The sequence below is a fragment of the Pseudomonas migulae genome (genome assembly GCF_043225285.1).
GTDB classification, from domain to species: Bacteria; Pseudomonadota; Gammaproteobacteria; order Pseudomonadales; family Pseudomonadaceae; genus Aquipseudomonas; species Aquipseudomonas migulae_C.
In genome coordinates, this window is the sequence record NZ_CP171224.1 from 586,266 (window position 1) to 612,292 (window position 26,027).

Sequence of the window (26,027 nt, forward strand, 5' to 3'; positions counted from 1 at the left end):
ACAACTTATTGATCCAAATGCGCAGCGGCCCTTGGCAAGCGCCGGCATGGGCCCTACCCTAGTCAGCGAACCCTGCACACGGCTGTCGACTGTTTCCCCATGCGCAAACTTCTGTACCTGACTTTCTCCATGGCCCTGGTTGCCGCCCTGACGACTTACGCCATGTGGGCCGCCGATCGTCCGGTGGGTCACTATCTGTCCGACCTTCGCATCGATCTCGTCATCGATCAGGGCACACCCGCCGATCGCGGCAACCTCCTGGGCATCCAGCCCGAACTGTTTCCCACCGACTACCAAAGCATTGGGCGCCTGCACCGCAAGCTCGCGGCCTATTTGCAAAAAGCCCAGGAACAGGGCCTGCTGAATGAAAAAACCATCGTCGTGCTGCCCGAACATGTCGGCACCTGGTTGATGGTCAGCGGTGAAAAAGACGAGCTGTACCAGGCCAACACCATCAAGGAAGCCATGAACTGGCTGGCGGTGAGCAATCCCGTGAAGTTCATCCGTGCGCTGATCAGCGCCAAAGGCGACAACCGCCTGGACGACGCGCACCTGCGCATGAAAGCCAAAGGCATGGCCAAGGATTACCAGGCGCTGTTCGGGGGGCTGGCCAAGGAATTTCACGTGACGCTGGTCGCAGGCTCCATCGTGCTGCCCGAACCCAGCATCATCGACGGCACCCTGAAAGTCGGCCGCGGTGCGTTGTACAACAGCAGCGTGGTGTTCGGTCGGGACGGCGCACCCATTGGCCAGCCCCAGCGCCAGATGCATCCGATTTTCGCCGAGCGCGATGTGATCGAGGCCAATGGCGAACATATCCTGAGCGTGGTCGATACCCCGGCCGGTCGCCTCGGTGTGCTGATCGGCAGCGACAGCTGGTACCCGGACAACTACCGCAAACTCGATGCGCAGGGCGTGCAACTGGTGGCGGTCCCGGCATTTGTCAGCGGTCGCGGTACGTGGGAAAAACCATGGCGGGGTTATAAAGGGTTGTCGACACCGGGCTCCGTCAGCCTGAAGCCTGGTGAGATCAGTGAAGGTCAGGCCTGGCATCGCCTGACATTGACCGCGCAACCACCCAGCAGCCAGGCCATCGCCGGTATGAGCGTGTTCCTGCGTGGCCAGTTCTGGGACCAGGGCAGCGCCGGACAAAGTTTTCTCAGCAGCAACGGGCAGCATTTCGCCGGCGGCAATTTCCGTGGCGCGCGTTTGCTGAACCTGTGGTTGTAAGCGATGAAACCCTTGCCGATGCGTCTGGGCGATCTGTCAGTCGGCTTTGTTCATAGCTTGGCCGATGCTGTGCGCAGCCATGGCATCGACCCTCAACCGCTGCTCGATCAATACGGCCTAGACCCGGCTCGCCTGGGCGAACCCTGTGCCCGTCTGTCGATCCCGCGTTACATGCGTTTGGGCCACGCTGCCATTCAACTCACCGACAACCCGGCACTGGGTTTGCGCATGGGCCAGCTCAGCCGCCTGAGCCAGGCCGGCCTCGCCGGTGTCACCGCGGCGCAGGCGCCGACAGTGCGCGAAGCCGCGCGCTGCCTGATTCGCTTCGAAGCCTTGTACGGTTCCAACTATCGCGGCCAATCGAGCTTCCACGAAGACGCTCAAGGCGCGTGGCTGCGGTTCTATTCCATCAGCCCTTACAACGCCTATAACCGCTTCGTGGTGGATTCGATCATCGCCGGCTGGTTGCAGCAGTTATCCAGCGTCAGCCCTGTGCCGTTGAGCGCCGAACGCATCGACATCGAGTTCGAAGAACCGGATTACCGCGAGGCTTATGCGATGCTGGGCGATTGCCCGATCCAGTTCGGCGCCGAACAGAACCAGCTGCGCCTGAGCCTGGCCAGCCTCGCTCAGCGTAACCCGGTGCATTGCCCGAGTACCTGGCGGCATCTGCTGCAACTGTGCGAACGGGAACTGGAACACCTGACACGCACCCGCAGCCTGCGTGAACGCATCACTCAGTTGCTGGGGCCGTTACTCAATGGTGGTCGGGAGCCCGACCTGGAAGAAGTGGCGGCACGCCTGAAGCTGCCAACCTGGACCTTGCGCCGCAAACTCGCCGAGGAAGGCACGCAGTTTCGTGCAATTCTCAACGACACCCGTCGCGACCTGGCCATGACCTACATTCGCGATACCGAACTGGCGTTCGGGGAAATCGCTTACCTGCTGGGATTTGCCTCAGCCGAAGCCTTTCAACGCGCTTTCAAACGTTGGAGCGGTCAGACTCCAGGCGAGTTTCGCCGCAGTCACCGCCAGTCTGCCTGACGCTTACAGCTCGGTAGCGTCTTCGGCCGGTTCCAGCGGGTCCAGTTCAAAGGCCTGGAACTCGAGCAGCTCTTCTTGATAATCGTCCATTTTGAATCCCCCATCGCTCATTGAAAAAATGCTTGAATAAATGACCTGTACTTTGAGCATAAAGTGCCCGCGTGAAAGAAAAATGACGCAGGCATGACGCTTCGCCGCTACTTAATAAAACGTAGCAGGCGGTCAGGAATTTATCACAGGATTTTTTCGATACAGGCCGTAGGAAAACGACCTGGGTTGACGCGGGTCAATCTGAATGCTGCTCCGGGACCGGTGATCCCGGAGCGTCAGCCACCAAAATCAGTGGCTGGTAACAGGCATCGCGGGAATCGGCTCGGTCGGTGGGGGCAAATCCGAGGCTGGCGGTGGCGTGACGTTTTCCGTCGACGGAACCGATTCGGCGTTTTCGGCCGGAGTGACCGGTGCAGGCTCTGGTGGCGGCGCAACCGGTTCCGCGGCCGGGGCTGGCGCGGCTTCTGCTGCCGGGGCTGGCGTCGGTTCGGCGGCAGGTGCCGGCTCAGGCGCCAGAGCAGCCGGTGCGGCCTTGGTCTCAGGCACGCCTAGGTCGGTTTTCGGCTTCTCGACGATGTGTGCGGCTTTTTTCGCTTCCGGCGGCAGGAACAATTCGACCAGCGTGAAGAAACGCTCGTAGAACTTGGCCGACGACACGGTCTCGCTGGCCACCTTGACCATCGAATCATCGGACGAACCGATCGGCATCGATACCGATCCCAAGACACCGACACCGAGGCTGGCGGAATTGTTGGTCTTCTTCAGCGCATAGCGATCCTGCAATGCGTTGGCAAACATGGTGGCGTGGTGCCCTTCGCTACCGTCGTCGGCACAAACCACGCTGAAGCTGATCTCCATGTGGGTGTCGCCAGTCTGCTGGAAGCTCTTGTGACCACTGATCAGCTTCGGATCGCTGCTGGTGATGATGTAACCTTGGCTGAGCAACGCTCGACGGGCGGCTTCGCAGGTTTGCGCATCGGTCACCGGATAGTTGCGCGAAAACGTTCCGGAGTCGTCGAAGTTCTCATGCTCATAAATGGGGGCTTTCTTCGACGAGCATCCGGCCGCTGCCGCCAGCACCAATGCCAGCCCGACAACCCGCACGGGAAATGATTTAAACATTGAACATCCTGAGGAAAACGGTCCGGGGCGTATTGTGCAACAGATCGATGCTTAGCGTCGCATCGATTAGTGTCTTGAAACAGTTACAAGTGTAATGACTGCCATTTACAGGAAAAAGTCTCCCGAAAAAATCCAGGCCGACGGATAACCCCCCTCCGGTTTCTCTACGCCCATAAAAAACCCCGGCTGTCTGGCCGGGGTCTTTGTGTTGCGGAAAACTCAGTCAGGCATCAGAAACGCTTGATGTCCGCTTCGGCTTCCAGCTGCTTGCGATACGCCGCAAAGTCTTGCTGGCCAATACGCGAAGCGAGGAAGCGACGGTATTGAGCCTTCTCTTCATCGGTCGGCGCGGCGGCTTCGTTGACGCCGTTCAGGCGCACGATCACCAGGCTACCATCGGCCAGGGTTACGCTGCTGAAGGTCGGCTTGTCTTTGGCCACCGGTTTCGGCATGCGGAACAGCGCTTGCAGCACAGTCGGGTCGATCCCTTCCTGAGCGCGGGTCGCGGCTGCGGTGACTTTCCAGTTCTGGCCATCGATGGCCTTGTCCAGTGGCGTCTTGCCCTCACGCAGGCTGGCAATCAGCTCGTCAGCCTTGGTCTTGGCGGCAGCACTCGCGTGCTCCTTGGCCAATTGACCGCGAATGGCGGCAGACACGCTTTCCAGCGGCAGTTGCGAAGGCTTCAGGTGCTCCTTGGCACGCAGCACGATCACGGTTTCCGGATCGAGCTCGATGGCGGTGCTGTTGGCACCCTCATCCAGCACTTCAGGACTGAACGCAGCCGTCAGCACGGCACGGTTGGCGGTAACACCCTCGCCACCTTCACGGCCGAATGGCTTGGAAGTGTGAACGGTCAGTTTCAGGTCCTGCGCTGGCTGGGCCAGATCGGAAGCTTCGAACGACGCGTCTTCCAGTTGCTTGGTTGCCTCGACGAATCGCTGCTCGACCTGCTGGGTTTTCAGCTCACGTGTCAGCTTGTCTTTCAGGCTGGCCAAGGTCGGAACTTCCGGCGCCTCGACACCCAACAGCTTGATCAGGTGGAAACCGAAATCAGTGCGAACCGGTGCCGACACCTGGTCCTTGGTCAACGCATACAAAGCGGTTTCGAACGCTGGATCGTAGACGCCAGGACCTGCATAGCCGAGATCACCACCGTTGTTAGCCGAACCCGGATCCTGGGAGAATTCCTTGGCCAGGGCCTCGAATTTCTCGCCTTTGGCCAGACGGGCCTGAACTTCTTCGATCTTGGCCTTGGCTTGCGCCTCGGTCACTTTGTCGTTCACTTCGATCAGAATGTGCGCCGCCCGACGTTGCTCGGACAGGTTGGCGATTTCTTTCTGATACGCCGCTTGCAGCTCTTCGTCCTTGACGGCGACCTGGTCGAAGAAGGACGACTTCTTCAACTCGAGGTAATCGATGATCACCTGATCCGGTGTCATGAATTCCTTGGCGTGTTCGTCGTAGTAGGCCTTGACCTCATCGTCGGTCAGCTTCACCGCTGCCGGGTCAGCCTTGACGTTCAGGGAGGCGAAATCGCGGGTCTGTTTTTCCAGACGGGCGAAGGCCAGAACCTGTGCATCGGTGACAAAACCGCTGCCTGCCAGACCCGCGCGCAACTGACCGATCAGCATTTCCTGAGCCAGCATCTGGCGGAATTGCATGCGGCTGTAGCCGAGTTGACGGATGACCTGATCGAAACGCTCGGGGCTGAACTTGCCGTCCACCTGGAATTCAGGGGTTTGCAGGATCACCTGGTCCAAAGCCGCTTCGGAAAAAGCGAATTTCGAGTTTTCTGCGCCTTGCAGCAGCAGTTTGCGATCGATCAGACCCTTGAGGGCCGATTCGCGCAGCATTTTTTCGTCGAGCAAGGAAGCATCGAAATCCTTGCCCAGCTGTTGCATGAGTTGACGGCGTTGCATATCAACCGCCTGGCTCAGCTCGTTCTGGCTGATTTCTTCGCCGTTGACCTTGGCCGCCTCATTACGATGGGTGGTGGCCTGAAAAATGGCATCGAAACCGGTCAAAGCCATCAGTGCAACGATGACCCCGATAATGGTCTTGGCAATCCAGCCTTGTGAATTGTCCCTGATATTCTGCAGCATGCGTCCCCCAGAAACGGTTGAACTTCAAAATTAGGCAACCGTGGAGCGTGGGTAGAATCCGGATAGAAGAAAGGCGCATCCGAGGATGCGCCTTCTCGTAACTGGCGGAACGGACCAAGGGTTCGAACTTGCGACCCTCGGCGTCTCGGACCGGCAACTTGCCGACTGGACTACCGCTCCGCTGCCAGGTCAGGCATGACCCCGACCCGGATAGGCAAAAACCTGAATCGAACTTAGTTGACAGCTTCTTTCAGTGCTTTACCGGCTTTGAAACCTGGTTTTTTGGCTGCCGCGATTTCCAGCGTCTTACCGGTCTGTGGGTTACGACCGATGCGAGCAGGACGATCAGTCACGGAGAAAGTACCGAAACCAACCAGAACAACGGAGTCGCCAGCCTTGAGAGCGCCAGTGACGGATTCGATTACAGCGTCCAGCGCACGGCCAGCAGCAGCTTTCGGGATATCAGCGGATGCAGCGATAGCATCAATCAGTTCCGACTTGTTCACTCTAAGTCCCCTTATATCTATTTGAGTATGATTCTAAGTTTTTTTGGTGAAAGCAAAAACGAGTGCTGAATGGCCTACAGACACTTAAGAGCCGCTTTATAACAAGGGCTCTAAAAAGCTGTCAACAAGCCCCCCAGGCAAATGCGTATTAATGCGTGCTAATTCTTTCCTTAGAGTCAGACTCGCGTTTTTCATCCTTTGCGACTATCTCCGGAGCTACATCGGGCAAGGGCTCCGGCGCGTATTGCAGCGCAATTTGCAGGACCTCGTCAATCCATTTAACCGGTTTAATCTGCAGATCCTGCTTGATATTGTCCGGAATTTCCTTGAGATCGCGTACGTTCTCTTCAGGAATGATCACGGTCTTGATTCCGCCACGGTGAGCGGCGAGCAGTTTTTCTTTCAGACCACCAATCGCCAGCACCTGGCCACGCAAGGTGATTTCGCCAGTCATGGCGACATCCGCGCGCACCGGAATTCCGGTCAATGCCGACACCAGGGCCGTGCACATGCCTACACCGGCGCTAGGGCCGTCCTTCGGGGTCGCCCCTTCCGGCATGTGGATGTGCGTGTCGCGCTTCTCGTGGAAGTCCAGAGGGATCCCCAGGCTTTTCGCGCGGCTGCGGACAACCGTGAGCGCAGCGGTGATCGATTCGACCATCACGTCACCCAGGGAACCGGTCTTGATCAACTGGCCCTTGCCCGGTACGACAGCCGCTTCGATGGTCAGCAATTCGCCGCCCACTTGCGTCCACGCCAGGCCGGTCACCTGACCGATCTGATCCTGGGATTCAGCCAGGCCGTAGCGGAATTTACGCACGCCCAGAAAGTGTTCGAGCATGTCGGCAGTGACCTTCACCGAGAAGCGTTTTTCCAGTGCATGCTCTTTGACCGCCTTGCGGCAGACCTTGGCAATCTGGCGCTCCAGGCCCCGTACACCGGCTTCGCGGGTGTAGTAGCGGATGATGTCGCGGATCGCTTCGGCGTCGAATTCCAGCTCGCCTTTCTTCAGGCCGTTGGCCGTGATCTGCTTCGGCGAAAGGTATTTGACGGCGATGTTGATCTTCTCGTCTTCGGTGTAGCCCGGCAGACGAATCACTTCCATCCGGTCGAGCAGCGCCGGCGGAATGTTCATGGAGTTCGAGGTGCAAAGGAACATCACATCGGACAGGTCGTAGTCGACTTCCAGATAGTGATCGTTGAAGTTGTGGTTCTGCTCGGGATCGAGCACTTCCAGCAACGCCGACGCCGGATCGCCACGCATGTCGCTGCCCATCTTGTCGATTTCATCGAGCAGGAACAGCGGGTTGCGGACGCCCACTTTTGTCATCTTTTGAATCAATCTTCCCGGCATCGAACCGATGTAAGTCCGGCGATGACCACGGATTTCCGCTTCATCACGCACGCCGCCGAGGGCCATGCGCACGAATTTACGGTTGGTGGCGTGAGCAATCGACTCCGCCAGGGAGGTTTTACCCACACCCGGAGGACCGACCAGGCACAACACCGGGCCACGAATTTTCTTCACGCGTTTTTGCACGGCGAGGTATTCGAGGATCCGCTCTTTGACTTCTTCCAGACCGTAGTGGTCGGCGTCGAGGATGTCTTCGGCGCGCGCCAGGTCCAGACGCACCTTGCTCTGGGCCTTCCACGGCACCTGAACCAGCCAGTCGATGTACGAACGTACAACGGTGGCTTCCGCGGACATTGGTGACATTTGCTTGAGCTTGTTCAGTTCAGCCTGGGCCTTGGCCAGGGCGTCTTTCGGCAGGCCGGCGGCATCGATACGCTTTTTCAGCTCTTCGATTTCGTTGTGGCCTTCGTCGCTGTCACCGAGTTCTTTCTGAATGGCCTTCATCTGCTCATTCAGGTAGTACTCGCGCTGACTGCGCTCCATTTGTTTTTTGACGCGGCCGCGAATGCGTTTTTCGACTTGCAGCAGATCGATCTCGGCATCCAGCAACGCCAGGACGTGTTCGACCCGGGCCGACAAATCGATGATTTCGAGGATTTCCTGCTTCTGCTCGATCTTCAGGGCCATGTGCGCGGCCATGGTGTCGACCAGGCGGCCCGGCTCGTCGATGCTGTTGAGCGACGACAGGACTTCTGCAGGGACTTTCTTGCCCAGCTGCACGTATTGCTCGAATTGAGCCAGCAGACTACGAACAAATACTTCCGACTCGCGCTCCGGCGCGTCGACTTCGTCGATCAATGAGACTTCGGCACGGCAATGGCCGTCCACTTCGCTGAAGCGCTCCACGGCGCCCCGCTGCTCACCTTCGACCAGAACCTTGACCGTGCCATCCGGCAGCTTGAGCAACTGGAGAACGGTAGCGATGGTACCTACGCGATAGAGTGCATCTTCACCGGGATCGTCGTCAGCAGGGTTTCTCTGAGCCAGCAGAAGAATCTGCTTGTCGCCCGTCATCGCTGCCTCGAGGGCTTCGATGGATTTCTCGCGCCCCACGAACAGCGGGATAACCATGTGCGGATAAACCACGACATCACGCAATGGCAGGAGAGGCAATTCGATGGTTGTCTTCATGATTTCGCCTCTACGGCGGCCATAAGGCCGTAAACAGATGGAAGTAAGCTTGAAACCAAGATGGGGGCTGCCTTCAAAAAAAACAAGCGCAAAGAGGACGTTAAAAAGGTTTAAAAGAAAAGGGGCCCGAAGGCCCCTTCTTTATTCCAGCTGCGTGACGCTTAAGCGTCTGGCGCGGCCTTGGCAGCCGGCTCACTGTTTTCGTAGATATACAGTGGCTTGGACTTGCCTTCTATTACGCTTTCGTCGATCACTACTTTACTCACCTCGGATTGCGAGGGGATTTCATACATAGTGTCGAGCAATACGCCTTCGAGAATCGAGCGCAGGCCACGGGCACCGGTCTTGCGTTCCAGGGCACGTTTGGCGACCGATTTCAGTGCGTCGGCCCGGAATTCCAGGTCCACGCCTTCCATCTCGAACAGCTTGGCATACTGTTTGGTCAGAGCATTTTTCGGCTCGGTGAGAATCTGCATCAATGCAGCCTCATCAAGCTCGTCCAGCGTGGCAAGAACCGGCAGACGACCGACGAATTCCGGGATCAGACCGAACTTGACCAAATCGTCAGGCTCGACTTCACGCAGGGACTCACCGACTTTCTTGCCTTCTTCCTTGCTGCGCACTTCTGCGTTGAAACCGATGCCGCCCTTGGTGGAACGGTTTTGAATAACCTTTTCCAGACCAGAGAATGCGCCGCCGCAGATGAACAGGATGTTACGGGTGTCAACCTGAAGGAATTCCTGCTGTGGATGCTTGCGACCGCCTTGAGGCGGGACGGAAGCGACCGTGCCTTCGATCAGCTTGAGCAGGGCCTGCTGCACGCCTTCACCGGAAACGTCCCGGGTGATCGACGGGTTGTCAGACTTGCGCGAGATCTTGTCGATCTCATCGATGTAGACAATGCCCATCTGGGCTTTTTCCACGTCGTAATCGCACTTCTGCAACAGCTTCTGAATGATGTTCTCGACATCTTCACCCACGTAACCCGCCTCGGTGAGGGTGGTTGCGTCGGCGATGGTGAACGGAACGTTCAGCAAGCGGGCCAGTGTTTCGGCAAGCAGGGTTTTACCCGAGCCTGTCGGGCCGATCAGCAAGATGTTGCTTTTGCCGAGTTCGACGTCGTCATTCTTTTTGTCACGCTGGTTCAGGCGCTTGTAGTGGTTGTACACCGCTACGGCCAGCACCTTTTTCGCGCGTTCCTGACCAATTACATACTGATCAAGGATGCCGCTGATTTCTTTAGGCGAAGGCAATTTATGCGCGCTGCTTTCGGCCTGGGCTTCCTGCACCTCCTCTCGGATGATGTCATTGCACAGGTCGACGCACTCGTCGCAGATAAAGACCGAGGGGCCGGCAATCAATTTGCGCACTTCATGCTGGCTTTTGCCACAGAAGGAGCAATAGAGCAGCTTGCCGTTGTCCTCGCCGTTGCGGGTGTCAGTCATTCGTTCGATCCAAATCCGATAGGCTTGCAACACAAGATGAAGGCTATTGCGGGCTTTTTCAAGCCCGCAGGTGATCGGACCCGCCGACCCGCCTTATTTTGAGCTGCTTATTTTAAGCGGGGCGCTGGGTGATCACTTCGTCGATCAACCCATATTCACGCGCAGCTTCTGCACTCATGAAATTGTCGCGGTTGGTATCGCGCTCGATCTCTTCAAGCGTGCGCCCGCTGTGCTTGGCCATCAGCGTGTTGAGACGCTCACGAATGAAGAGGATTTCCTTGGCATGGATTTCGATATCCGACGCCTGGCCCTGGAAACCGCCCAGTGGCTGGTGAATCATCACGCGCGAGTTCGGCAGGCAGAAACGCTTGCCCGGAGCACCGGCGGTCAGCAGGAATGCACCCATGCTGCACGCTTGGCCGATGCAGGTAGTCGACACGTTTGGCTTGATGAACTGCATGGTGTCGTAGATCGACATGCCCGCCGTCACCGAACCGCCCGGGGAGTTGATATAGAGATGGATGTCCTTGTCCGGGTTTTCCGCTTCAAGGAACAGCAGTTGCGCACAAATCAGGTTAGCCATGTAGTCCTCTACCGGACCAACCAGAAAGATCACTCGCTCCTTGAGAAGGCGCGAATAGATGTCGTAGGCGCGCTCGCCACGAGCGGACTGCTCGACAACCATCGGGACCAGGCCGCCTGCGGCCTGGATATCAGAGTTCTGCTGAATATACGAATTACGGAACATGCTCTGCAGTCACTCCCAAATAGTTATGTCTTGAATACGCATAAGCCAGCACGAAGGCTGGCTTATGGTGTGTGCTTCTTACCGCAAAAGTGATCAGTCGGCTTGTGGAGCTTCTACCGGCTTGACCGCTTCTTCGTAAGAGACCGATTTGTCGGTCACGCTAGCTTTCTGCAGAACAGTATCCACAACTTGTTCTTCCAGCACAACCGAACGGACTTCGTTCAGTTGCTGGTCGTTCTTGTAGTACCAGGACACAACCTGCTCAGGCTCTTGGTAAGCCGAAGCCATTTCCTGGATCATCTCGCGAACGCGGGCTTCGTCAGGCTTGAGGTCGAATTGCTTGACCACTTCAGCCACGATCAGACCCAGAACAACGCGACGCTTGGCTTGTTCTTCGAACAGCTCGGCCGGCAGCTGGTCAGGCTTGATGTTGCCGCCGAACTGCTGAACAGCCTGCACGCGCAGACGGTCAACTTCGTTGGACAGCAGAGCCTTTGGCACTTCGATCGGGTTGGTGGCCAGCAGACCGTCCATTACCTGATTCTTGACCTTGGATTTGATGGCCTGACGCAGCTCGCGCTCCATGTTCTTGCGAACTTCGGCGCGGAAGCCTTCCAGACCGGTTTCCTTGATACCGAATTGAGCGAAGAACTCTTCGTTCAGTTCTGGCAGCTTAGGCTCGGAAACAGTGTTCACGGTGACGGTGAACTCAGCAGTTTTGCCTGCCAGGTCGAGGTTCTGATAGTCCTCTGGGAAGGTCAGGTTCAGAACGCGTTCTTCGCCGGCTTTAGCGCCAACCAGACCGTCTTCGAAACCAGGGATCATGCGGCCGGAACCCAGAACCAGCTGGGTGCCCTTGGCGGAACCGCCAGCGAACACTTCACCGTCAACCTTGCCGACGAAATCGATGTTCAGTTGGTCGTCGTTCTGAGCAGCGCGATCGGTCACTTCAAAACGGGTGTTCTGCTTGCGCAGCACGTCCAGCATTTTGTCCAGGTCAGCGTCAGCCACGTCAGCGCTCAGGCGCTCAACGGTGATGCCTTCGAAACCGGCAACGGTGAACTCAGGGAACACTTCGAAAATCGCGACGTATTCCAGGTCTTTGCCAGCTTCGAGCGACTTAGGCTCGATCGAAGGCGAACCAGCCGGGTTCAGCTTCTGCTCAACGACTGCTTCGTAGAAGGAGGACTGGATCACGTCGCCGACAGCTTCCTGACGCGCTTCAGCACCAAAGCGGCGCTTGATTTCGCTCATCGGCACTTTGCCTGGACGGAAACCAGCGATCTTGGCTTTTTGGGCGGTCTGCTGCAGACGCTTGTTGACCTGAGTCTCGATGCGCTCAGCCGGCACGGTGATGCTCATGCGGCGCTCAAGAGCAGAAGTATTTTCAACAGAAACTTGCATGGATATTCCTCGTTGCACAGACGTTGGCCGGCCGTTTCCGACCCCAGAATCAAGGGCATGCATTCTAGTAGGTCAAACTCAAGAAGTCACCCTACTGAAAACGGGTAAAAACGCAGCAGGCAATTTATAGGGGCGAATGCGCGAAAGCATCTCGTCCCGGTGACAAATACAGCCAATCACGCCAGAGCTCTGCGCCAACCCTTCTATATATAGAAGAGGTCGTCATTCATCTCCCTGACAGCCGACCCTGCGAACAAGACCGGCGGGCAGCGCAGCATCATCGAGACACATAAATACGACGAAACGCCCTGCCCCGCGACCCAGAACCTGCAGCCGCCAAACACTCAAAACCCTGAAACAAAAAAGGCGCCAGACTGTTAAATCTGGCGCCTTTCGGAATATGGGGTGGACGATGGGGATCGAACCCACGACAACGGGAGTCACAATCCCGTGCTCTACCAACTGAGCTACGCCCACCATATTGCGTAACAAAAAAGCCAAACAACTTCTTTGTTGAACTCCAGCCAGGCCAAACGGCATGGATGAAGCTTTATTTGGTGCGGATGAAGAGACTCGAACTCTTACGCCTCGCGGCGCTGGAACCTAAATCCAGTGTGTCTACCAATTCCACCACATCCGCATGCAGCCTTTAAAGCAAAGGCGCCAGACTGTTAATCTGGCGCCTTTCGAAATATGGGGTGGACGATGGGGATCGAACCCACGACAACGGGAGTCACAATCCCGTGCTCTACCAACTGAGCTACGCCCACCATATCGCGTTACTTGTGCCAAAGCTGCCTAATGGCGCACCCGGCAGGACTCGAACCTGCGACCATCCGCTTAGAAGGCGGATGCTCTATCCAGCTGAGCTACGGGCGCCTTGTTAATCTGTACCCTTGAAGGACTACAAACTAAGTGCTTTCCAGCCTTGCAGAACCGTAATTCCGCTCAACCTTCTTAACCAGTGCTAGGCTGTGCCCGACAAGTGCGACGAATAGTATAGAGCCCCCTGTAGGGCGTCAAATCCTTTTTAAAAAAAATTCATTTAATTAAAGGGGTTAGAGGAATTTGCAGACCAAGCGCCTTTGCCCTCAACGCATGACATGCGAGAATGCGTTCTCTTTTTTTCCCCTCTCGATGGTTAATCACGCGCAATGACTGCACAACTAATCGACGGCAAATCGATCGCCGCCAGCCTGCGCCAGCAGATCGCCAAACGCGTCACCGAGCGCCGCCAGCAAGGCCTGCGCACTCCCGGTCTCGCGGTGATCCTGGTCGGCAGCGATCCTGCCTCTCAGGTTTATGTCTCGCACAAGCGTAAAGACTGTGAAGAGGTCGGCTTCATTTCCCAAGCCTACGACCTGCCTTCCGAAACCACTCAAGAAGCGCTGACCGACCTGATCGATCGTCTGAACGACGACCCGGCAATCGACGGCGTTCTGCTTCAACTGCCTTTGCCTGAACACCTGGACGCGTCCCGATTGCTGGAACGCATTCGCCCGGACAAAGACGTCGACGGCTTCCACCCTTATAACGTCGGTCGCCTGGCCCAGCGTATCCCGCTGCTGCGTCCGTGCACGCCAAAAGGGATCATGACCCTGCTGGAAAGCACCGGTGCCGATCTTTACGGGATGGACGCAGTGGTCGTCGGCGCCTCCAATATCGTTGGCCGGCCGATGGCGATGGAATTGCTGCTGGCCGGTTGCACCGTGACCGTCACCCACCGCTTCACCAAGGATCTGGCCGGCCACGTCGGTCGTGCCGATCTGGTGGTGGTCGCCGCCGGCAAGCCGGGTCTGGTCAAGGGTGAATGGATCAAGGAAGGCGCGATCGTGATCGACGTCGGCATCAACCGCCAGGATGACGGCAAACTGGTCGGCGACGTGATCTACGAAACCGCCCTGCCCCGCGCTGGCTGGATCACGCCAGTACCGGGTGGCGTCGGCCCGATGACCCGCGCCTGCCTGCTGGAAAACACGCTGTATGCAGCGGAAACCCTGCACAGCTGAGTTCCCGATTACAGGTCAGCGACGAACAAAAGAACCCTGCCATTGGCGGGGTTCTTTTTGCCCGGAGAATTAACACGACCACTCGCCGGAAACCTGCTGTTTTGTAGGGGTTTTCAAGGACTTTCACCTGTTGATTGATCAACTATCGACAGTTCTTCAGCCATACTCCTAGAATGCGTCGGTTTTTAAGAAACAGCCCGTTACAAAACGGCTAATCCACACCTTATGAGTCCGCCAGCGTGAAAATCCGTCTTTCCATCCTGAGCCTATTTTTTGCATTTACAGGGACGTTCATCACGCCAACCGTCAATGCTGCCGAGACCACGTCGGCACCACGTGACACCAGCCAATTGAAGATCGCCTCCGGCAGCGCGTTGCTGATGGATATGCAGACCAATAAAGTCATCTATGCCAGCAACCCGGATGTGGTCGTGCCGATCGCGTCGGTGAGCAAACTGATGACTGCACTGGTGGTGGTTGAAGCCAAGCAGAACATGGATGAGTACATCTCCATCAACATCAGCGACACACCGGAAATGAAAGGTGTGTTTTCCCGGGTCAAACTCAACAGCGAAATGCCGCGCCGGGAGATGCTGCTGATTGCGCTGATGTCTTCGGAAAACCGTGCCGCAGCCAGTCTGGCTCACCATTATCCGGGCGGTTATGTTGCGTTCATTGCTGCGATGAACGCCAAGGCCAAGGCGCTGGGCATGACCAGCACCCACTATGTCGAACCGACCGGCCTGTCGCCGCGTAACGTGTCGACGGCGCGCGACCTGAGCAAGTTGCTGGTGGCGGCGCACAAGTACCCGATCCTGACCGAGCTGAGCACCACCAAGGAAAAAACCGTTTCGTTCCGTAAACCCAATTACAGCCTGGGCTTTCGCAATACGGACCATCTGGTGGGCAAGCCGAACTGGGACATCAAACTGACGAAGACCGGCTTTACCAATGAGGCGGGGCACTGCCTGGTGCTTGTGACAAGCATGGGCAATCGGCCGGTGGCCTTGGTGATTCTCGATGCGTTTGGCAAGTACACGCACTTTGCCGATGCCAGCCGTATTCGTAACTGGGTCGAGACGGGCAAGGGCGCGAATGTTCCTTCGGTGGCGTTGCAGTACAAGTCGGAGAAGAATCTGAAGCATCGTCAGAGTGGGGTTATTGAGGCTTCGAAGTAGTTGGGGATATATCCTTTTCTTCGGTAACGGCGGCTATTGGTTTCGCCCTTACGGCGAGTCACTTGCAAAAGCGGCAAGTAACCAAGCGCTTTTGCCCCTTTCGTTCGGTGGCTCGCTTAGGCTCGCCATACCCTCGCTACGGTCCTGCTCCGTGGGCCCGCCGCCATCGGCCATCCATGGCCGGGGGCGGCTAACCCGGCATCCATGCCGGGTTGCCCACTGCGCAGAACCTCCACTCGGCCTCTCGAGGGGGCGGGCACCGCAAGATCAAAAGCCAAGGCGAGCTAACGCTCGACCTGATGAATGGTGAGAATCAAAAGCGTGCGCGATCTCCTGTAGGAGCCAGCTTGCTGGCGAAAAACGCCCAGACGCCGCTTTCATCCAGATAACCCGCGTCATCGTTGACGTCCATCGCCAGCAAGCTGGCTCCTACAATTTTGACCGTGTGAATCCAATCTCCGTGTAGGAGCCGGCTTGCTGGCGATGGCGTTCGTTCAGCCAATAAATAGGTTGGATGACACACCGCTATCGCCAGCAAGCCGGCTCCTACAGGGGATTGGTGCACATATCCGGAATGAGGGAACGCGTACACCAAAGAGCCAGGTCGGCTACTAGGCCGCCTCGGCGGCTGTGGCGGTGGTCGCCCCCTCGAGAGGCCGAGCGGAGGTTCTGCGCAGTGGGCAACCCGGCATGGATGCCGGGTTAGCCGCCCCCGGCCATGGATGGCCGATGGCGGCGGGCCCACGGAGCAGGACCGGAACGAGGGCATGCCGAGCCATAGCGAGGCACCGAACGAAAGGGGCAAGAGCGCTTGGTTACTTGGCGCTCCTCCAAGTGACTCGCCGTAAGGGCGAAACCAATAGCCGCCGTTACCGCAGCAATGGATCCCCCCCAATCCAACGCCCCAAACCGCGCCAAGCAGAAGCCTCAATCATTCGGCAACGGCATCTGATCATCATCCGGAATCCCATCCCCCGCACTCGGATCCCGAGGACCGCGCGGATGCTCACCCGGCGTTACCAAAGGCCTGGCCAACGGATCACGCAACGGACTATCCGGATCCATCACCGGATCAATCTCGTCCTCAGGCGTGGTCGGAACACTGTCCGGACGTTTGTCATCAAAACTCGAATCGGTAGACATACACACCTCACTCTGAAAATCAGGGTTTCAGGTCAGCCAGCGGGTCGTAAGGTTTCGCGGGAGCCTTATGATCGTCGCCAGGCTTTACATCCTTGGGGGCCTTTGCAGGTCCTGTCGGGTCAACCTGAGGATCGGCGAGATCGGGCGAATCGGGATCGAAGCCCAGCTCATCACCCGAGGAGTGCTCGGACGAGTGCGGGCCGGAAGGTGAAGTGGAATGAGCCATGAGCGCCTCCTCGGGACTGACCCGGACAGATCCGGGTCCTTATCCTTCAGAGGTCAATGGTGCGTGACCGTGCGATACAGATGACGAACGGGACTTTACTGAGCGCCCAACGCTTTCTTCGCTCGCGCCGCCGCCTGTTCCTGACCGGCCTGAGCCAGATCGCTCGCGGCTTTTAGCCAGCGCTGCTGATCGACATTGGCCGGAATCTGGTTCGGTTTCTGGATCAGCACCGCCCAGCCACCGGCGTCCTTGAACGCCGACTCAAACGAACCGAAGCTCATCAACTCGCGGCGATTCATCCCGGAACGCAGCAACACGGTGCGCTTCTGGCGGTTGTAGCCGGCGAGAATGGCGTAACGCGGTTCAGCCCAGAAGGCCGAGCCTTCGGTAAAACGTACCATCACCGGGTATCCCGCCGCGACCTGCGTCAGCAGCGCAGGCAGATTGCTGTCCAGTGGATACACGACCATGCCGTACTCGCGGGCGAGGTTTTGCATGTTCTGTTGCAACTGCGCTTCGGCACCGGGTACGTGCAAAGGCTTTTCCAGCAGGCCCGGCGTAATCACTATGCCCTGCTGCGACAACATGCTCGCCAGCACCTGTGGCCCGCTTTGATAGTCCGTGCCCCGGTAGAACGTGCCGCTGAGTTCCACCCGCTCTGGCAGACGCTTGACCTCGGGTGCAACGCTCCCCGCACACCCAGCCAGTCCTGCAACACAACCGGCAATCAGTGCTGCCATTCGAATTCGCGACATTACTCGCCCCATGATCACTCTCTTGTTCAGGCGCCGCTCAATCCAGTTCGCGGCTTGGCCGTCGATCATAGGGCGCCACGCCGCAGCGGTATAGCCTTAACCCTCAGTTGATCGCGTTCAATAGAGCGAAGTGGTTAGTAGCGGCATACCTTTGGTCAATAGCCTGAAACACAGCAGCGACTAGACTGTCACTTGCAGAGAGTGTGCGCCCGCGGCAGGGCGAAGAGGAGGCACTGATGAGCCTGACAATGACCATAGTGATGTTGATTTCCGGCTGGCTCGCGGTTGCCGCCGCCATGTTGTGGGGCGTCCTGCGGATTGCACGCCGGCACCATCACCCTGCCCCGCCTTCTCGGGTAGCGAAGATCGATAAGTCTTCCGCACGCCACGCTCCTTCGCACTGACGTTCGGCTCTTCACAGAACTCGCAGACAACACCATCCGTGTAGGAGCCAGCTTGCTGGCGATGAACTCAAGTGCGCCGCGTTTAACCAGGATGCACGCGTTATCGTTAACGAACATCGCCAGCAAGCTGGCTCCTACAAGGGATCGCGTGATCCGGTGATGCAAAAAAAACGGCCGCCTGGGCTCTTTCGAGCGCAGGCGGCCGTTTTGTCTAACGCAGGTTACGCTTCAGCGGCAACGCGCTTCTGCTTGGCCCGCCGGGACATCATGTTCAGGCATTCGATCGTGGCCGAGAACGCCATGGCCGCGTAGACGTAGCCTTTCGGTACGTGGGCGCCGAAGCCTTCGGCGATCAGCGTCATGCCGATCATGATCAGGAAGCCCAGCGCCAGCATCACCACCGTCGGGTTGTCGTTGATGAACTTGGCCAGCGGGTCAGCGGCCAGCAACATCACCAGCACCGAGACCACCACGGCGATGATCATGATCGGCAAATGCTCGGTCATGCCGACCGCGGTAATGATGCTGTCGATGGAAAACACCATGTCCAGCATCAGGATCTGCCCGATCGCCGCGGCAAAGCCCAGGGTCACGGTCGACGTCGCGGTCTTTGGATCTTCCGGCGCCGGGTCCATGCTGTGATGGATTTCGGTGGTGGCTTTCCACAACAGGAACAGGCCGCCGGCGATCAGGATCATGTCCTTCCAGGAGAACGCGTGGCCGAGAATCTCGATCACCGGCGCCGTCAACTGGACGATGAACGCGATGGTGCTCAACAGTGCCAGGCGCAGGATCAGCGCCATGCCGATACCGATGCGACGGGCTTTCTGCCGGTGCTGCTCGGGCAGTTTATTGGTCAGGATCGAGATAAAGATCAGGTTATCGATGCCGAGCACGATTTCCATCACCACCAGCGTGGCCAGGGCGACCCAGGCGGTGGGGCTTGCAGCAAGTTCTAAAAGGTATTCCATGGGTCAGTCCTGACTCGTTTAAGGCGGGTTAGATTTCCTGGGACGAAGATTTATCTTTCTCTTTATCTTCGTCGGACGATTCTTTCTTGCTGATCAGCCCGCCAGTGGCATCACTGAGCGCTTGCTCGGCGGCCTTGTGGGTATCGTCGATCGCTTGCTTGGCGGATTCGGCAGCCTTGCCCATCAATTGCTGCGCGCTTTTCTCGGCCTGGTCGCAACCGGCCAGAACCAGTAAAGACGCAATCAGCAGTGCCGTGGTGTTGAGCTTCATGATGCTTTCCTCGATAGAACAGAACGGGCCGATACGATGGCCCGTTGATAGCGACGCATTCTAGGGAGGCAAACACTTCAGGAAAATTCGTATTTTCAGCGGTTATACTTCGGTTTTTACGAACTGTAGGTCGCCATGCTCAATTATCGACAGCTGCATTACTTCTGGGTCGTCGCCAAGACCGGCAGCATCGTGCGTGCCTGTGAACAACTGAACCTGACACCCCAGACCATCAGTGGGCAGATTTCCCTGCTCGAACAGACCTATGGCATCGAACTGTTCCGTCGGGTGGGTCGGCAGCTGGAACTGACCGAAGCCGGACGTCAGACGTTGCCCTACGCCGAGCAGATGTTTCAGCTTGGCGGGGAACTGGAGTTAATGTTGCGTGCGCAACCCAATGAGCAGCAGATTCTGTTCCGGGTCGGCGTGGCAGACGTCGTACCCAAGTCCATCGTCTATCGCTTGATCGCGCCGACCATGGAGTTGAGCGAGCCGCTGCGCATTACTTGCCGCGAAGACAAACTCGAACGTTTGCTCGCCGACCTGGCGATCCAGCGCCTCGACCTGGTGATCTCCGACAGCCCGATGCCGTCGCACCTGGACATCAAGGGCTACAGCCAGAAGCTCGGTGAATGCGGGATCAGTTTCTTCGCCACCGCCGAACTGGCGGCGCAGCATGGTCAGGATTTCCCGCGCAGCCTGCACGGCGCCCCCCTTCTGATCCCAGGGCCGGAAACCGTGGTGCGCAGTCGCTTGCAGCGCTGGTTTGCCGAGCAGCAGATCCAGCCGCGCATCGTCGGCGAGTTCGACGACAGCGCCTTGATGCAGGCGTTTGGTCAGTCCGGCAGCGGGATTTTCATCGGGCCGAGCGTGATTGCCGATGAAGTGAAACGCCAGTACGGCGTGGAGTTGATTGGCCAGACCGACGCGGTGACCGAGTCGTTCTATGCCATTTCGGTGGAGCGCAAGGTCAAGCACCCCGGCATCGTTGCGATTACCGAAGGTGCCCGACGGGAGCTGTTCACGGCGATGTAGCTGTCAGGCGCAGATTTCGCGGGGTTTGAAGGTCATCAGCGCCATGGCCAACAGGATCGACACCAGGATAAAACCGGCCGCCGCAAACCCGAGGCCGCCGAGGCCCACGCTGTCGATCACTCGTCCGCCGACCATGGCCCCGAGGCCGATGCCGAGGTTGGCGCCGGCAATGTTCAGCGACGCGGCAAATGCCGGCGCCTCGGGCGCGGCCTTCATCAGGCGCACATGACTGACCAGGAACAGCGCCGCCTGGGTCACGCCCCAGATGCCCATGGCCGCCGCCAGCCCCAGCGGCGAATGAATGTTCGGCACCAGCGTCACCATGCCGGCAATCATGAAGGCGCAGAAGGTCACCGACGCGATCAGCGGATGACGATCCACCGCACGACCGCCCAGCGAGTTGCCGATCAGGCCCACCGCGCCGAAGCCCATCAGGCACCAGCCGACCACGGTGCCGTTGAAACCGGCCAGCCGCTCAAGGATGTCGGCCAGATAGGTGTAAGCGGTGAACATGCCGCTGAACACCAGGATCGACAGCAGCACATGCCCCAGCATCAGCGGGCTGCGCAGGATCTTGAACTGCGAGCGGAAGCTCACCTGATGCTGATGCAGGCTGGTTTTCGGCAGGTAGACAAACAGCAGCAGCGCTTTGGCAAACGCGATCACCGCCAGAATGGCGAAGGCACTGCGCCAGCCAAAGGCGTCGGAAATCAGCGTGCCCACAGGAATGCCGAACACCGTGGCGCAGACAATGCCGAAACCGATCTTGGCGATGGCGCGCCCGGCGTAGTCCGGCCCGACGATATCTACCGCCGTTTCACTGGCCAGGGCCCAGAACACCGGCAGCCCGAGTGCGGGGATCAATCGGGCAATGGCCATCACCCAGATGTTCGGCGCGAACGCCGCGAGGGTGTTGGCCAGCCCGAACATGATCAGCACCGAGATGAACAGCTTGCGCCGTTCGAAGCGTGCGAAGTAAGCGGTGAGGAATGGCCCGAACGCGGCGACGGTGAAAGCGAACAAGGTCACCAGCAAACCGGCCTGGGGGATGGTCACTTCCAGATCCCGGGCGATGGCCGGTAACAGGCCGACGATGATGAATTCCGTGGTCAGCACCGTGAAGCCGGCGGCGGACAACAGAAGGATGGGAAACAGCATTCGGAACTCCAGAAAACGACGACACCAGCGATAGCCCGAAGGCTCACTGGCAGACATGAAAATGAGGATGGGCCATCTTAACAGAGTGTTTCTGGATGCGGTTGCACGAACCTGCCGATCTCGGCGTTGTGTTCTTGGTGGCGATGGCGTCAGTGAAATCGCCATCGCCAGCAAGCTGGCTCCTACAAGGTTTGCGGCAACCTGAAATTTTGGAACGCCCGCGATTTTGTAGGAGCCGGCTTGCTGGCGATGGCGTCGGTGAAATCGCTATCGCCAGCAAGCTGGCTCCTACAGGGTTGGCGTATATCCGCGGGATAAAAAAAGCCCGCCAAGGCGTGAACCTTGGCGGGCTTTTTTTACGGCGGGGGGGTTTAGAACGCGCCCATGTAATCGCGCTTGCCCACTTCCACACCGTTGTGACGCAGCAGCGCGTAAGCGGTGGTGACGTGGAAGAAGAACTGCGGCAGGCCGTAGCTCAGCAGGTAAGCCTGGCCGCTGAAGCGCTTCTCTTTCGGCGTGCCCGGACGGGTGATGATTTCGATGCCTTCCTTGCCATTGATCTGCTCGGGCTTGATCTCGCCGATGTAGGCCAGGACCTTGGTCAGCAGTGCTTGCAGCTCGGCGAAGGTGGTTTCGGTGTCTTCGTACTTCGGCACTTCGACTTCGGCCAGACGCGAAGAAACACCCTTGGCGAAATCAACGGCGATCTGCACCTGACGCACCAGCGGGAACATGTCCGGGTACAGACGGGCTTGCAGGAAGGCGTTCGGGTCGATGTTCTTGGCGGTGGCGTGGGCTTCGGCCTTTTTCAGAACGTCGCTCAGGGCAGTGAGCAATTGTTTGAAAACCGGAACGGAAGCGTCGTACAGGGAAATGGTCATGGCAGTCTCGTGTGATGACAGGAGTGAAACGTGGGGTCGATTATAGCGATGCGCGGTCCCAGGTGAAGCGATAGATATGGCCCGGCGGCCCAGGGTGACATTGGCCATTGTCGGCGTCGGCACCGACGATCGACCATTGCGCCCGCGAGGTGTCGCCCAGCTCACGGGCGGCCTGCGGATTGAAACACCGGCCGAGCAGCTCATCCGGCACCAACGCGTACGCCTGAGGGTGTTCGCGCAACCACTGCGCCGCCTGCTCGACCGTGGAGCCGGCCATTCCAAAGTGCACGATCGGCTGTCGGGCGAACAACCAATGGCCCTCGCGCCAGTCGACCAGCACCAGGTCGGCGCCCTGGGTCATCGCCGCCGCTTGAACCATCAACGCCTGGTGGGGATTGTCCCCATCCTTGACCGGCTCGATGAATCCGCGGGCAAACCACAGCGCGAACCAGGCCACCGCCACGCCCTGAAAAATCCGCCAACCTCGTCGGCGTTGACGGAACCAGCGCTTGAGCAACCAAGGCACCAGCGGCGCGGCGACCAGCACCAGCCCCGGCAACGCCGGATAAATGTACAACTTGCGCTTGCCGCTGCTCAGGCAGAAAAACAGCACCACCAGCGCCACCCACCCCAACAACACCAGCACTCGACCATCGCGTTTGCGCAATTGCCGACGCCAGGCAGGGATCAACCACGGCAGCGCGAGCACCAGCGGCAACCAATACTGCGGAATCACGCTGACGAAGAAATACCAGAACGGCTCGCGGTGATCCCAGGCGGCCGCATAACGCCCCGCCGTCTGGCGCAGGAGGATTTCCCTGGCGTAGGCGATTTCCTCCGCTCCGCCATTCAGCGCGATGGACAGCGCCAAGGGCAGCAGCCAAACCGCCACCGCGCCCAACACCACCACAATCCCTACAGACCATTTGCGCGCTTCGCCCGGCATCGCCACCACGCCGGGCCAGCCTTTGCGCACCGCGTAGGCATACGGGATCAGCATCAGCGCCGGCACGAAGCCCACGCCTTTGGTGATCACGCCGATTCCCATGGCCGCGCACCCCACGTAAAACCAACGCCACGCAGGCCCGAGCAGCAGGTGTCGGGCCAGGCCGTACAGGCCCAGCGAGGTGAACAGAATCAAAAAGCTGTCGATCTGGCCGGTGCGCAAAATGCTGTAGGTCTGATAGGTCGCCAGGTACAGCAGCGCGGCAGTGCGACCGGTTCGTCGATTCCACAGCCTGCGGCCCAGGTCATAGAGCATCGCCGTAACCGAAGTGGCGGACAGCAGCCCGGGAATATAGAGCGCAATGGCGGGCATCCCGGTGAGCCAGGTGAAAAACGCCACGGTCCACATGAATATCGGTGGTTTATCGCCGTAAATCTCCGCCGCGCGATGGGGAATCAACCAGGAACCGTTGTGCAGCATTTCCAGCGCCACGCCGAGGAACCGTTCCTCGTCCACATTCTGCGGCTGGCGCAAGCCGAGCCCCGCGCCGACCAGCAGCAGCGCAAGCAGCATCAGCCCCAGGCATTCGACGCCGGGTGTAAGGGTTCGGCGCATGGGTCAGTCCTTCAAGGTTTTGCTGCGGGCAATCAATTGCAGGTTGCGCAAATAAACGATGGAGCCGAACGCCTGGCCGGCGATGAACACCGGGTCCTGCCGATAGATGGCGTAAGCGAACAACAGCGCACTGCCGATGATGCTCAGGTACCAGAAGCTCACCGGAATCACGCTGCGTTTTTTGTATTCGCTGTACAGCCACTGCAGGACAAAGCGCCCGGTGAAGGCGATCTGACCGCTGAAACCGACCACCAGCCACAGGGTTTCGCGGGACAGGTTCATCCTTCGATCTCCTGCGGTTGGGTGTTGAGGCGCGTACGCCGGATCAGCCACCAGACGCCGATCAGGTCGAGAACGCCCACCAGCGCTCGGTCGAGGTTGCCGTAATTGGAGACTCCGGCCGTGCGCGGTCGATGATTGACCGGATGGGTGAGCATGCGTCCGTTGTGGCGCTGGATCAGCGCGGGGATGAAGCGGTGCATATGGTCGAAGTACGGCAAACGCAGAAACGCCGCGCGCTGGATCAGTTTCAGCCCGCAGCCGGTGTCCGGCGTCTGGTCCCTGAGCATGCGTCGACGCAAGCCGTTGGCAAACCGCGACGCCCAGCGCTTGCTCGCGGTGTCACGGCGGTTGACCCGATGCCCGGCGACCAATTGCACGCCAGCACCGGCCCGCTCGCTGCGCACCAGCGCCAGCATGCCGGGGATGTCCGCCGGATCGTTTTGCCCGTCACCGTCCAGGGTCGCCAGCCATTGGCCGCGGGCAGCGAGCGCGGCGTGATACAGCGACGTGCTCTGCCCTATTGAACGTTCGTGCTGCAAGATGCGCAGCGTGTTCAGGCCGTTTTGCCGGGCCTGTCGCAATGCCTGCAACGTGGCGTCCGTGCTGCCGTCGTCGACGACGATGACTTCATACGCTTCATCCGCCAGCGCGACGCGGATTTCCTCCAGCAGCACGGCGAGATTGCTCGCTTCGTTCTTGGCCGGAATCAGCACGGATACAAATAAGTCCTGGCTCATGAAGGTCTCTGTTTTCCTGAATTTTTATGATCGAAGAGCAACGCTTCAGCGTTGATAAAAGTGCCGGTACCACTTCACGAATTGCCCGACGCCGGCCTCGACCGTCACCTGCGGGCGGAAATCGACCCACTGCGCCAACGCCGACACGTCCGCCCAGGTCCTGTGCACATCCCCCGCCTGCATCGGCATCAGGTTGCGCCGGGCCGGCCGGTCCAGCGCCGCCTCCAGGCAGTCGACGAAATCCAGCAGCGCCACCGGTGTGCCACGGCCGATATTGAAAATCCGGTTGACGCCCTCCCCGACGCTCTCCGGCAACGGCGGGCGTGAACGCAGGCGGACAATGCTTTCGACGATGTCATCGATGTAGGTGAAATCCCGCGACATCTGGCCCTGGTTGTAGAGGTCGATGGGGCGGTCGTTGAGGATCGCGTCGGTGAACTTGAACAGCGCCATGTCGGGACGTCCCCAGGGGCCGTACACGGTAAAAAACCGCAGGCCGCTGGCCTTGAGCCCGTACAGATGGCAGTAGCTGTGAGCCATCAGCTCGTTGGCGCGCTTGCTCGCGGCGTACAGCGAAACCGGGTGATCGACGGCGTCTTCGACGCTGAAGGGCAGTTTGCTGTTGGCGCCGTACACCGAACTGCTCGAGGCATAGATCAGGTGTTCCGGGCGATGGTGTCGGCAGGCTTCCAGTACATTCAGAAAACCTGTCAGGTTCGATTGTGCGTACACGTCCGGGTTGTCCAGCGAATAGCGAACGCCGGCCTGGGCGGCCAGATGGATAACCTCGGTAAAGCGGTGATCCTTGAACAACGTCATCAAGGCCGGTTTGTCGACGATGTCCAGCGTCCGGAAATCGAAGCCCGGCAAGGCCTGCAGCTCCTTGAGCCGAGCTTGTTTGAGCTCAACGCTGTAGTAGTCGTTGAGGTTATCGATACCGACTACTTCAAGACCTTGCTCACACAGGCGCTTGACCGTGTGAAAACCGATGAAACCCGCGGCGCCGGTGACCAGTACGGTCATGGCTGGTGCGCGCCGATCAGCGCATTATTGCGGGTCAATCCCAACGTCAGCGTCATGCCTTGCTCCCGGTTGCACTTAAGTAAGGCCAGCGCTGACGCCGCGCACGCCGGGCGCGACCGTCATCCCGCGGCCATGCATACGGTGCCCGCCAAATTGTAAAAATCCCGTTATGGATTGATGTAGCTTTTATGACCAT

General features: G+C 58.7%; 23 protein-coding genes and 4 tRNA genes. 5 read left to right on the forward strand and 22 right to left on the reverse strand.

Annotation, left to right across the window (positions count from 1 at the left end; genetic code table 11):
• Window positions 1-99: 99 nt before the first annotated feature.
• On the forward strand, window positions 100-1,230 hold the full coding sequence (locus ACF6ZU_RS02810; RefSeq protein WP_392890411.1) for a carbon-nitrogen hydrolase family protein: 1,131 nt from the start codon (window positions 100-102) through the stop codon (window positions 1,228-1,230).
• Window positions 1,231-1,233: 3 nt separating this feature from the next.
• Window positions 1,234-2,274: an AraC family transcriptional regulator gene (locus ACF6ZU_RS02815; protein WP_392890412.1), complete on the forward strand. Its 1,041-nt coding sequence runs from the start codon at window positions 1,234-1,236 to the stop codon at window positions 2,272-2,274.
• A gap of 339 nt (window positions 2,275-2,613) precedes the next feature.
• On the opposite strand, the gene ACF6ZU_RS02820 is transcribed toward ACF6ZU_RS02815, so the two are convergent.
• The 11 genes from ACF6ZU_RS02820 to ACF6ZU_RS02870 form a co-directional block, all read right to left on the reverse strand.
• Entirely contained in the window at window positions 2,614-3,447 is an 834-nt protein-coding gene (locus tag ACF6ZU_RS02820; protein ID WP_392890413.1) for a DUF2242 domain-containing protein, read from the reverse strand.
• Window positions 3,448-3,677: 230 nt separating this feature from the next.
• Complete coding sequence (locus tag ACF6ZU_RS02825) at window positions 3,678-5,549, reverse strand: SurA N-terminal domain-containing protein (protein ID WP_392890414.1); 1,872 nt, start codon at window positions 5,547-5,549, stop codon at window positions 3,678-3,680.
• Window positions 5,550-5,782: 233 nt separating this feature from the next.
• Window positions 5,783-6,055 (reverse strand): HU family DNA-binding protein, encoded by a 273-nt coding sequence (locus ACF6ZU_RS02830; RefSeq protein ID WP_002552737.1) that lies wholly within the window; start codon window positions 6,053-6,055, stop codon window positions 5,783-5,785.
• Window positions 6,056-6,203: 148 nt separating this feature from the next.
• Window positions 6,204-8,600 (reverse strand): endopeptidase La, encoded by a 2,397-nt coding sequence (lon, locus tag ACF6ZU_RS02835; protein ID WP_392890415.1) that lies wholly within the window; start codon window positions 8,598-8,600, stop codon window positions 6,204-6,206.
• 161 nt (window positions 8,601-8,761) lie between these two features.
• Window positions 8,762-10,045: an ATP-dependent Clp protease ATP-binding subunit ClpX gene (gene clpX / locus ACF6ZU_RS02840; RefSeq protein WP_007946893.1), complete on the reverse strand. Its 1,284-nt coding sequence runs from the start codon at window positions 10,043-10,045 to the stop codon at window positions 8,762-8,764.
• 112 nt (window positions 10,046-10,157) lie between these two features.
• Window positions 10,158-10,793: an ATP-dependent Clp endopeptidase proteolytic subunit ClpP gene (clpP, locus tag ACF6ZU_RS02845; protein WP_017339698.1), complete on the reverse strand. Its 636-nt coding sequence runs from the start codon at window positions 10,791-10,793 to the stop codon at window positions 10,158-10,160.
• Between the two features lie 93 nt (window positions 10,794-10,886).
• Window positions 10,887-12,197, reverse strand: coding sequence for a trigger factor (gene tig / locus ACF6ZU_RS02850; protein ID WP_392890417.1), 1,311 nt, complete (start codon window positions 12,195-12,197; stop codon window positions 10,887-10,889).
• Window positions 12,198-12,598: 401 nt separating this feature from the next.
• Window positions 12,599-12,674: transfer RNA gene (locus tag ACF6ZU_RS02855), tRNA-His, on the reverse strand.
• A 78-nt stretch (window positions 12,675-12,752) separates the two neighbouring features.
• Window positions 12,753-12,837: transfer RNA gene (locus tag ACF6ZU_RS02860), tRNA-Leu, on the reverse strand.
• A 54-nt stretch (window positions 12,838-12,891) separates the two neighbouring features.
• Window positions 12,892-12,967: transfer RNA gene (locus ACF6ZU_RS02865), tRNA-His, on the reverse strand.
• Window positions 12,968-12,999: 32 nt separating this feature from the next.
• Window positions 13,000-13,076: transfer RNA gene (locus ACF6ZU_RS02870), tRNA-Arg, on the reverse strand.
• A gap of 275 nt (window positions 13,077-13,351) precedes the next feature.
• Between ACF6ZU_RS02870 and folD the strand changes: the two genes are divergently transcribed.
• Together folD and pbpG are read left to right on the forward strand one after the other, a co-directional pair.
• Window positions 13,352-14,206, forward strand: coding sequence for a bifunctional methylenetetrahydrofolate dehydrogenase/methenyltetrahydrofolate cyclohydrolase FolD (gene folD / locus ACF6ZU_RS02875; protein WP_392890418.1), 855 nt, complete (start codon window positions 13,352-13,354; stop codon window positions 14,204-14,206).
• A gap of 239 nt (window positions 14,207-14,445) precedes the next feature.
• On the forward strand, window positions 14,446-15,384 hold the full coding sequence (gene pbpG / locus ACF6ZU_RS02880; protein ID WP_392890419.1) for a D-alanyl-D-alanine endopeptidase: 939 nt from the start codon (window positions 14,446-14,448) through the stop codon (window positions 15,382-15,384).
• Between the two features lie 927 nt (window positions 15,385-16,311).
• On the opposite strand, the gene ACF6ZU_RS02885 is transcribed toward pbpG, so the two are convergent.
• From ACF6ZU_RS02885 to ACF6ZU_RS02905, 5 genes are all read right to left on the reverse strand, one after another.
• The gene (locus ACF6ZU_RS02885) at window positions 16,312-16,527 is read right to left on the reverse strand and encodes a hypothetical protein (protein WP_392890421.1); all 216 of its coding nucleotides are present in this window, start codon (window positions 16,525-16,527) and stop codon (window positions 16,312-16,314) included.
• Window positions 16,528-16,546: 19 nt separating this feature from the next.
• A complete protein-coding gene (locus tag ACF6ZU_RS02890) occupies window positions 16,547-16,753 on the reverse strand; it encodes a DUF6021 family protein (protein WP_392890422.1) in 207 nt (68 codons plus the stop codon).
• Between the two features lie 95 nt (window positions 16,754-16,848).
• Window positions 16,849-17,577: a peptidase C39 family protein gene (locus ACF6ZU_RS02895; RefSeq protein ID WP_392890423.1), complete on the reverse strand. Its 729-nt coding sequence runs from the start codon at window positions 17,575-17,577 to the stop codon at window positions 16,849-16,851.
• Between the two features lie 556 nt (window positions 17,578-18,133).
• Entirely contained in the window at window positions 18,134-18,883 is a 750-nt protein-coding gene (locus tag ACF6ZU_RS02900) for a TerC family protein (RefSeq protein WP_392890424.1), read from the reverse strand.
• 28 nt (window positions 18,884-18,911) lie between these two features.
• Window positions 18,912-19,154 (reverse strand): hypothetical protein, encoded by a 243-nt coding sequence (locus tag ACF6ZU_RS02905; RefSeq protein WP_392890425.1) that lies wholly within the window; start codon window positions 19,152-19,154, stop codon window positions 18,912-18,914.
• Between the two features lie 135 nt (window positions 19,155-19,289).
• Here ACF6ZU_RS02905 and nhaR point away from each other — a divergent pair, with 135 nt between their 5' ends.
• Complete coding sequence (gene nhaR / locus ACF6ZU_RS02910; protein WP_392890427.1) at window positions 19,290-20,189, forward strand: transcriptional activator NhaR; 900 nt, start codon at window positions 19,290-19,292, stop codon at window positions 20,187-20,189.
• A gap of 3 nt (window positions 20,190-20,192) precedes the next feature.
• Here the strand turns inward: nhaR and ACF6ZU_RS02915 are convergent, their stop codons facing one another.
• From ACF6ZU_RS02915 to ACF6ZU_RS02940, 6 genes are all read right to left on the reverse strand, one after another.
• A complete protein-coding gene (locus tag ACF6ZU_RS02915) occupies window positions 20,193-21,347 on the reverse strand; it encodes an MFS transporter (RefSeq protein ID WP_392890428.1) in 1,155 nt (384 codons plus the stop codon).
• A 371-nt stretch (window positions 21,348-21,718) separates the two neighbouring features.
• Window positions 21,719-22,228, reverse strand: coding sequence for a DUF1993 family protein (locus tag ACF6ZU_RS02920; protein WP_392890429.1), 510 nt, complete (start codon window positions 22,226-22,228; stop codon window positions 21,719-21,721).
• Window positions 22,229-22,268: 40 nt separating this feature from the next.
• The gene (locus tag ACF6ZU_RS02925; RefSeq protein WP_392890430.1) at window positions 22,269-23,789 is read right to left on the reverse strand and encodes an ArnT family glycosyltransferase; all 1,521 of its coding nucleotides are present in this window, start codon (window positions 23,787-23,789) and stop codon (window positions 22,269-22,271) included.
• Window positions 23,790-23,792: 3 nt separating this feature from the next.
• Window positions 23,793-24,071: a lipid-A-disaccharide synthase N-terminal domain-containing protein gene (locus tag ACF6ZU_RS02930; RefSeq protein WP_192419887.1), complete on the reverse strand. Its 279-nt coding sequence runs from the start codon at window positions 24,069-24,071 to the stop codon at window positions 23,793-23,795.
• The gene (locus ACF6ZU_RS02935; protein WP_392890431.1) at window positions 24,068-24,808 is read right to left on the reverse strand and encodes a glycosyltransferase family 2 protein; all 741 of its coding nucleotides are present in this window, start codon (window positions 24,806-24,808) and stop codon (window positions 24,068-24,070) included. Before ACF6ZU_RS02935 ends, ACF6ZU_RS02930 begins: the two co-directional genes overlap by 4 nt.
• 45 nt (window positions 24,809-24,853) lie before the next feature.
• On the reverse strand, window positions 24,854-25,831 hold the full coding sequence (locus ACF6ZU_RS02940) for an NAD-dependent epimerase (RefSeq protein ID WP_392890432.1): 978 nt from the start codon (window positions 25,829-25,831) through the stop codon (window positions 24,854-24,856).
• Window positions 25,832-26,027: the final 196 nt, after the last annotated feature.

Bases quoted from the DNA above. Each gene is read 5' to 3' on its own strand.
- ACF6ZU_RS02810 (WP_392890411.1), top strand. From the start codon at position 100: ATGCGCAAACTTCTGTACCTGACTTTCTCCATGGCCCTGGTTGCCGCC.
- ACF6ZU_RS02815 (WP_392890412.1), top strand. From the start codon at position 1,234: ATGAAACCCTTGCCGATGCGTCTGGGCGATCTGTCAGTCGGCTTTGTT.
- ACF6ZU_RS02820 (WP_392890413.1), bottom strand. From the start codon at position 3,447: ATGTTTAAATCATTTCCCGTGCGGGTTGTCGGGCTGGCATTGGTGCTG.
- ACF6ZU_RS02825 (WP_392890414.1), bottom strand. From the start codon at position 5,549: ATGCTGCAGAATATCAGGGACAATTCACAAGGCTGGATTGCCAAGACC.
- lon (WP_392890415.1), bottom strand. From the start codon at position 8,600: ATGAAGACAACCATCGAATTGCCTCTCCTGCCATTGCGTGATGTCGTG.
- clpX (WP_007946893.1), bottom strand. From the start codon at position 10,045: ATGACTGACACCCGCAACGGCGAGGACAACGGCAAGCTGCTCTATTGC.
- clpP (WP_017339698.1), bottom strand. From the start codon at position 10,793: ATGTTCCGTAATTCGTATATTCAGCAGAACTCTGATATCCAGGCCGCA.
- tig (WP_392890417.1), bottom strand. From the start codon at position 12,197: ATGCAAGTTTCTGTTGAAAATACTTCTGCTCTTGAGCGCCGCATGAGC.
- folD (WP_392890418.1), top strand. From the start codon at position 13,352: ATGACTGCACAACTAATCGACGGCAAATCGATCGCCGCCAGCCTGCGC.
- ACF6ZU_RS02885 (WP_392890421.1), bottom strand. From the start codon at position 16,527: ATGTCTACCGATTCGAGTTTTGATGACAAACGTCCGGACAGTGTTCCG.
- ACF6ZU_RS02890 (WP_392890422.1), bottom strand. From the start codon at position 16,753: ATGGCTCATTCCACTTCACCTTCCGGCCCGCACTCGTCCGAGCACTCC.
- ACF6ZU_RS02895 (WP_392890423.1), bottom strand. From the start codon at position 17,577: ATGATCGACGGCCAAGCCGCGAACTGGATTGAGCGGCGCCTGAACAAG.
- ACF6ZU_RS02900 (WP_392890424.1), bottom strand. From the start codon at position 18,883: ATGGAATACCTTTTAGAACTTGCTGCAAGCCCCACCGCCTGGGTCGCC.
- ACF6ZU_RS02905 (WP_392890425.1), bottom strand. From the start codon at position 19,154: ATGAAGCTCAACACCACGGCACTGCTGATTGCGTCTTTACTGGTTCTG.
- nhaR (WP_392890427.1), top strand. From the start codon at position 19,290: ATGCTCAATTATCGACAGCTGCATTACTTCTGGGTCGTCGCCAAGACC.
- ACF6ZU_RS02915 (WP_392890428.1), bottom strand. From the start codon at position 21,347: ATGCTGTTTCCCATCCTTCTGTTGTCCGCCGCCGGCTTCACGGTGCTG.
- ACF6ZU_RS02920 (WP_392890429.1), bottom strand. From the start codon at position 22,228: ATGACCATTTCCCTGTACGACGCTTCCGTTCCGGTTTTCAAACAATTG.
- ACF6ZU_RS02925 (WP_392890430.1), bottom strand. From the start codon at position 23,789: ATGCGCCGAACCCTTACACCCGGCGTCGAATGCCTGGGGCTGATGCTG.
- ACF6ZU_RS02930 (WP_192419887.1), bottom strand. From the start codon at position 24,071: ATGAACCTGTCCCGCGAAACCCTGTGGCTGGTGGTCGGTTTCAGCGGT.
- ACF6ZU_RS02935 (WP_392890431.1), bottom strand. From the start codon at position 24,808: ATGAGCCAGGACTTATTTGTATCCGTGCTGATTCCGGCCAAGAACGAA.
- ACF6ZU_RS02940 (WP_392890432.1), bottom strand. From the start codon at position 25,831: ATGACCGTACTGGTCACCGGCGCCGCGGGTTTCATCGGTTTTCACACG.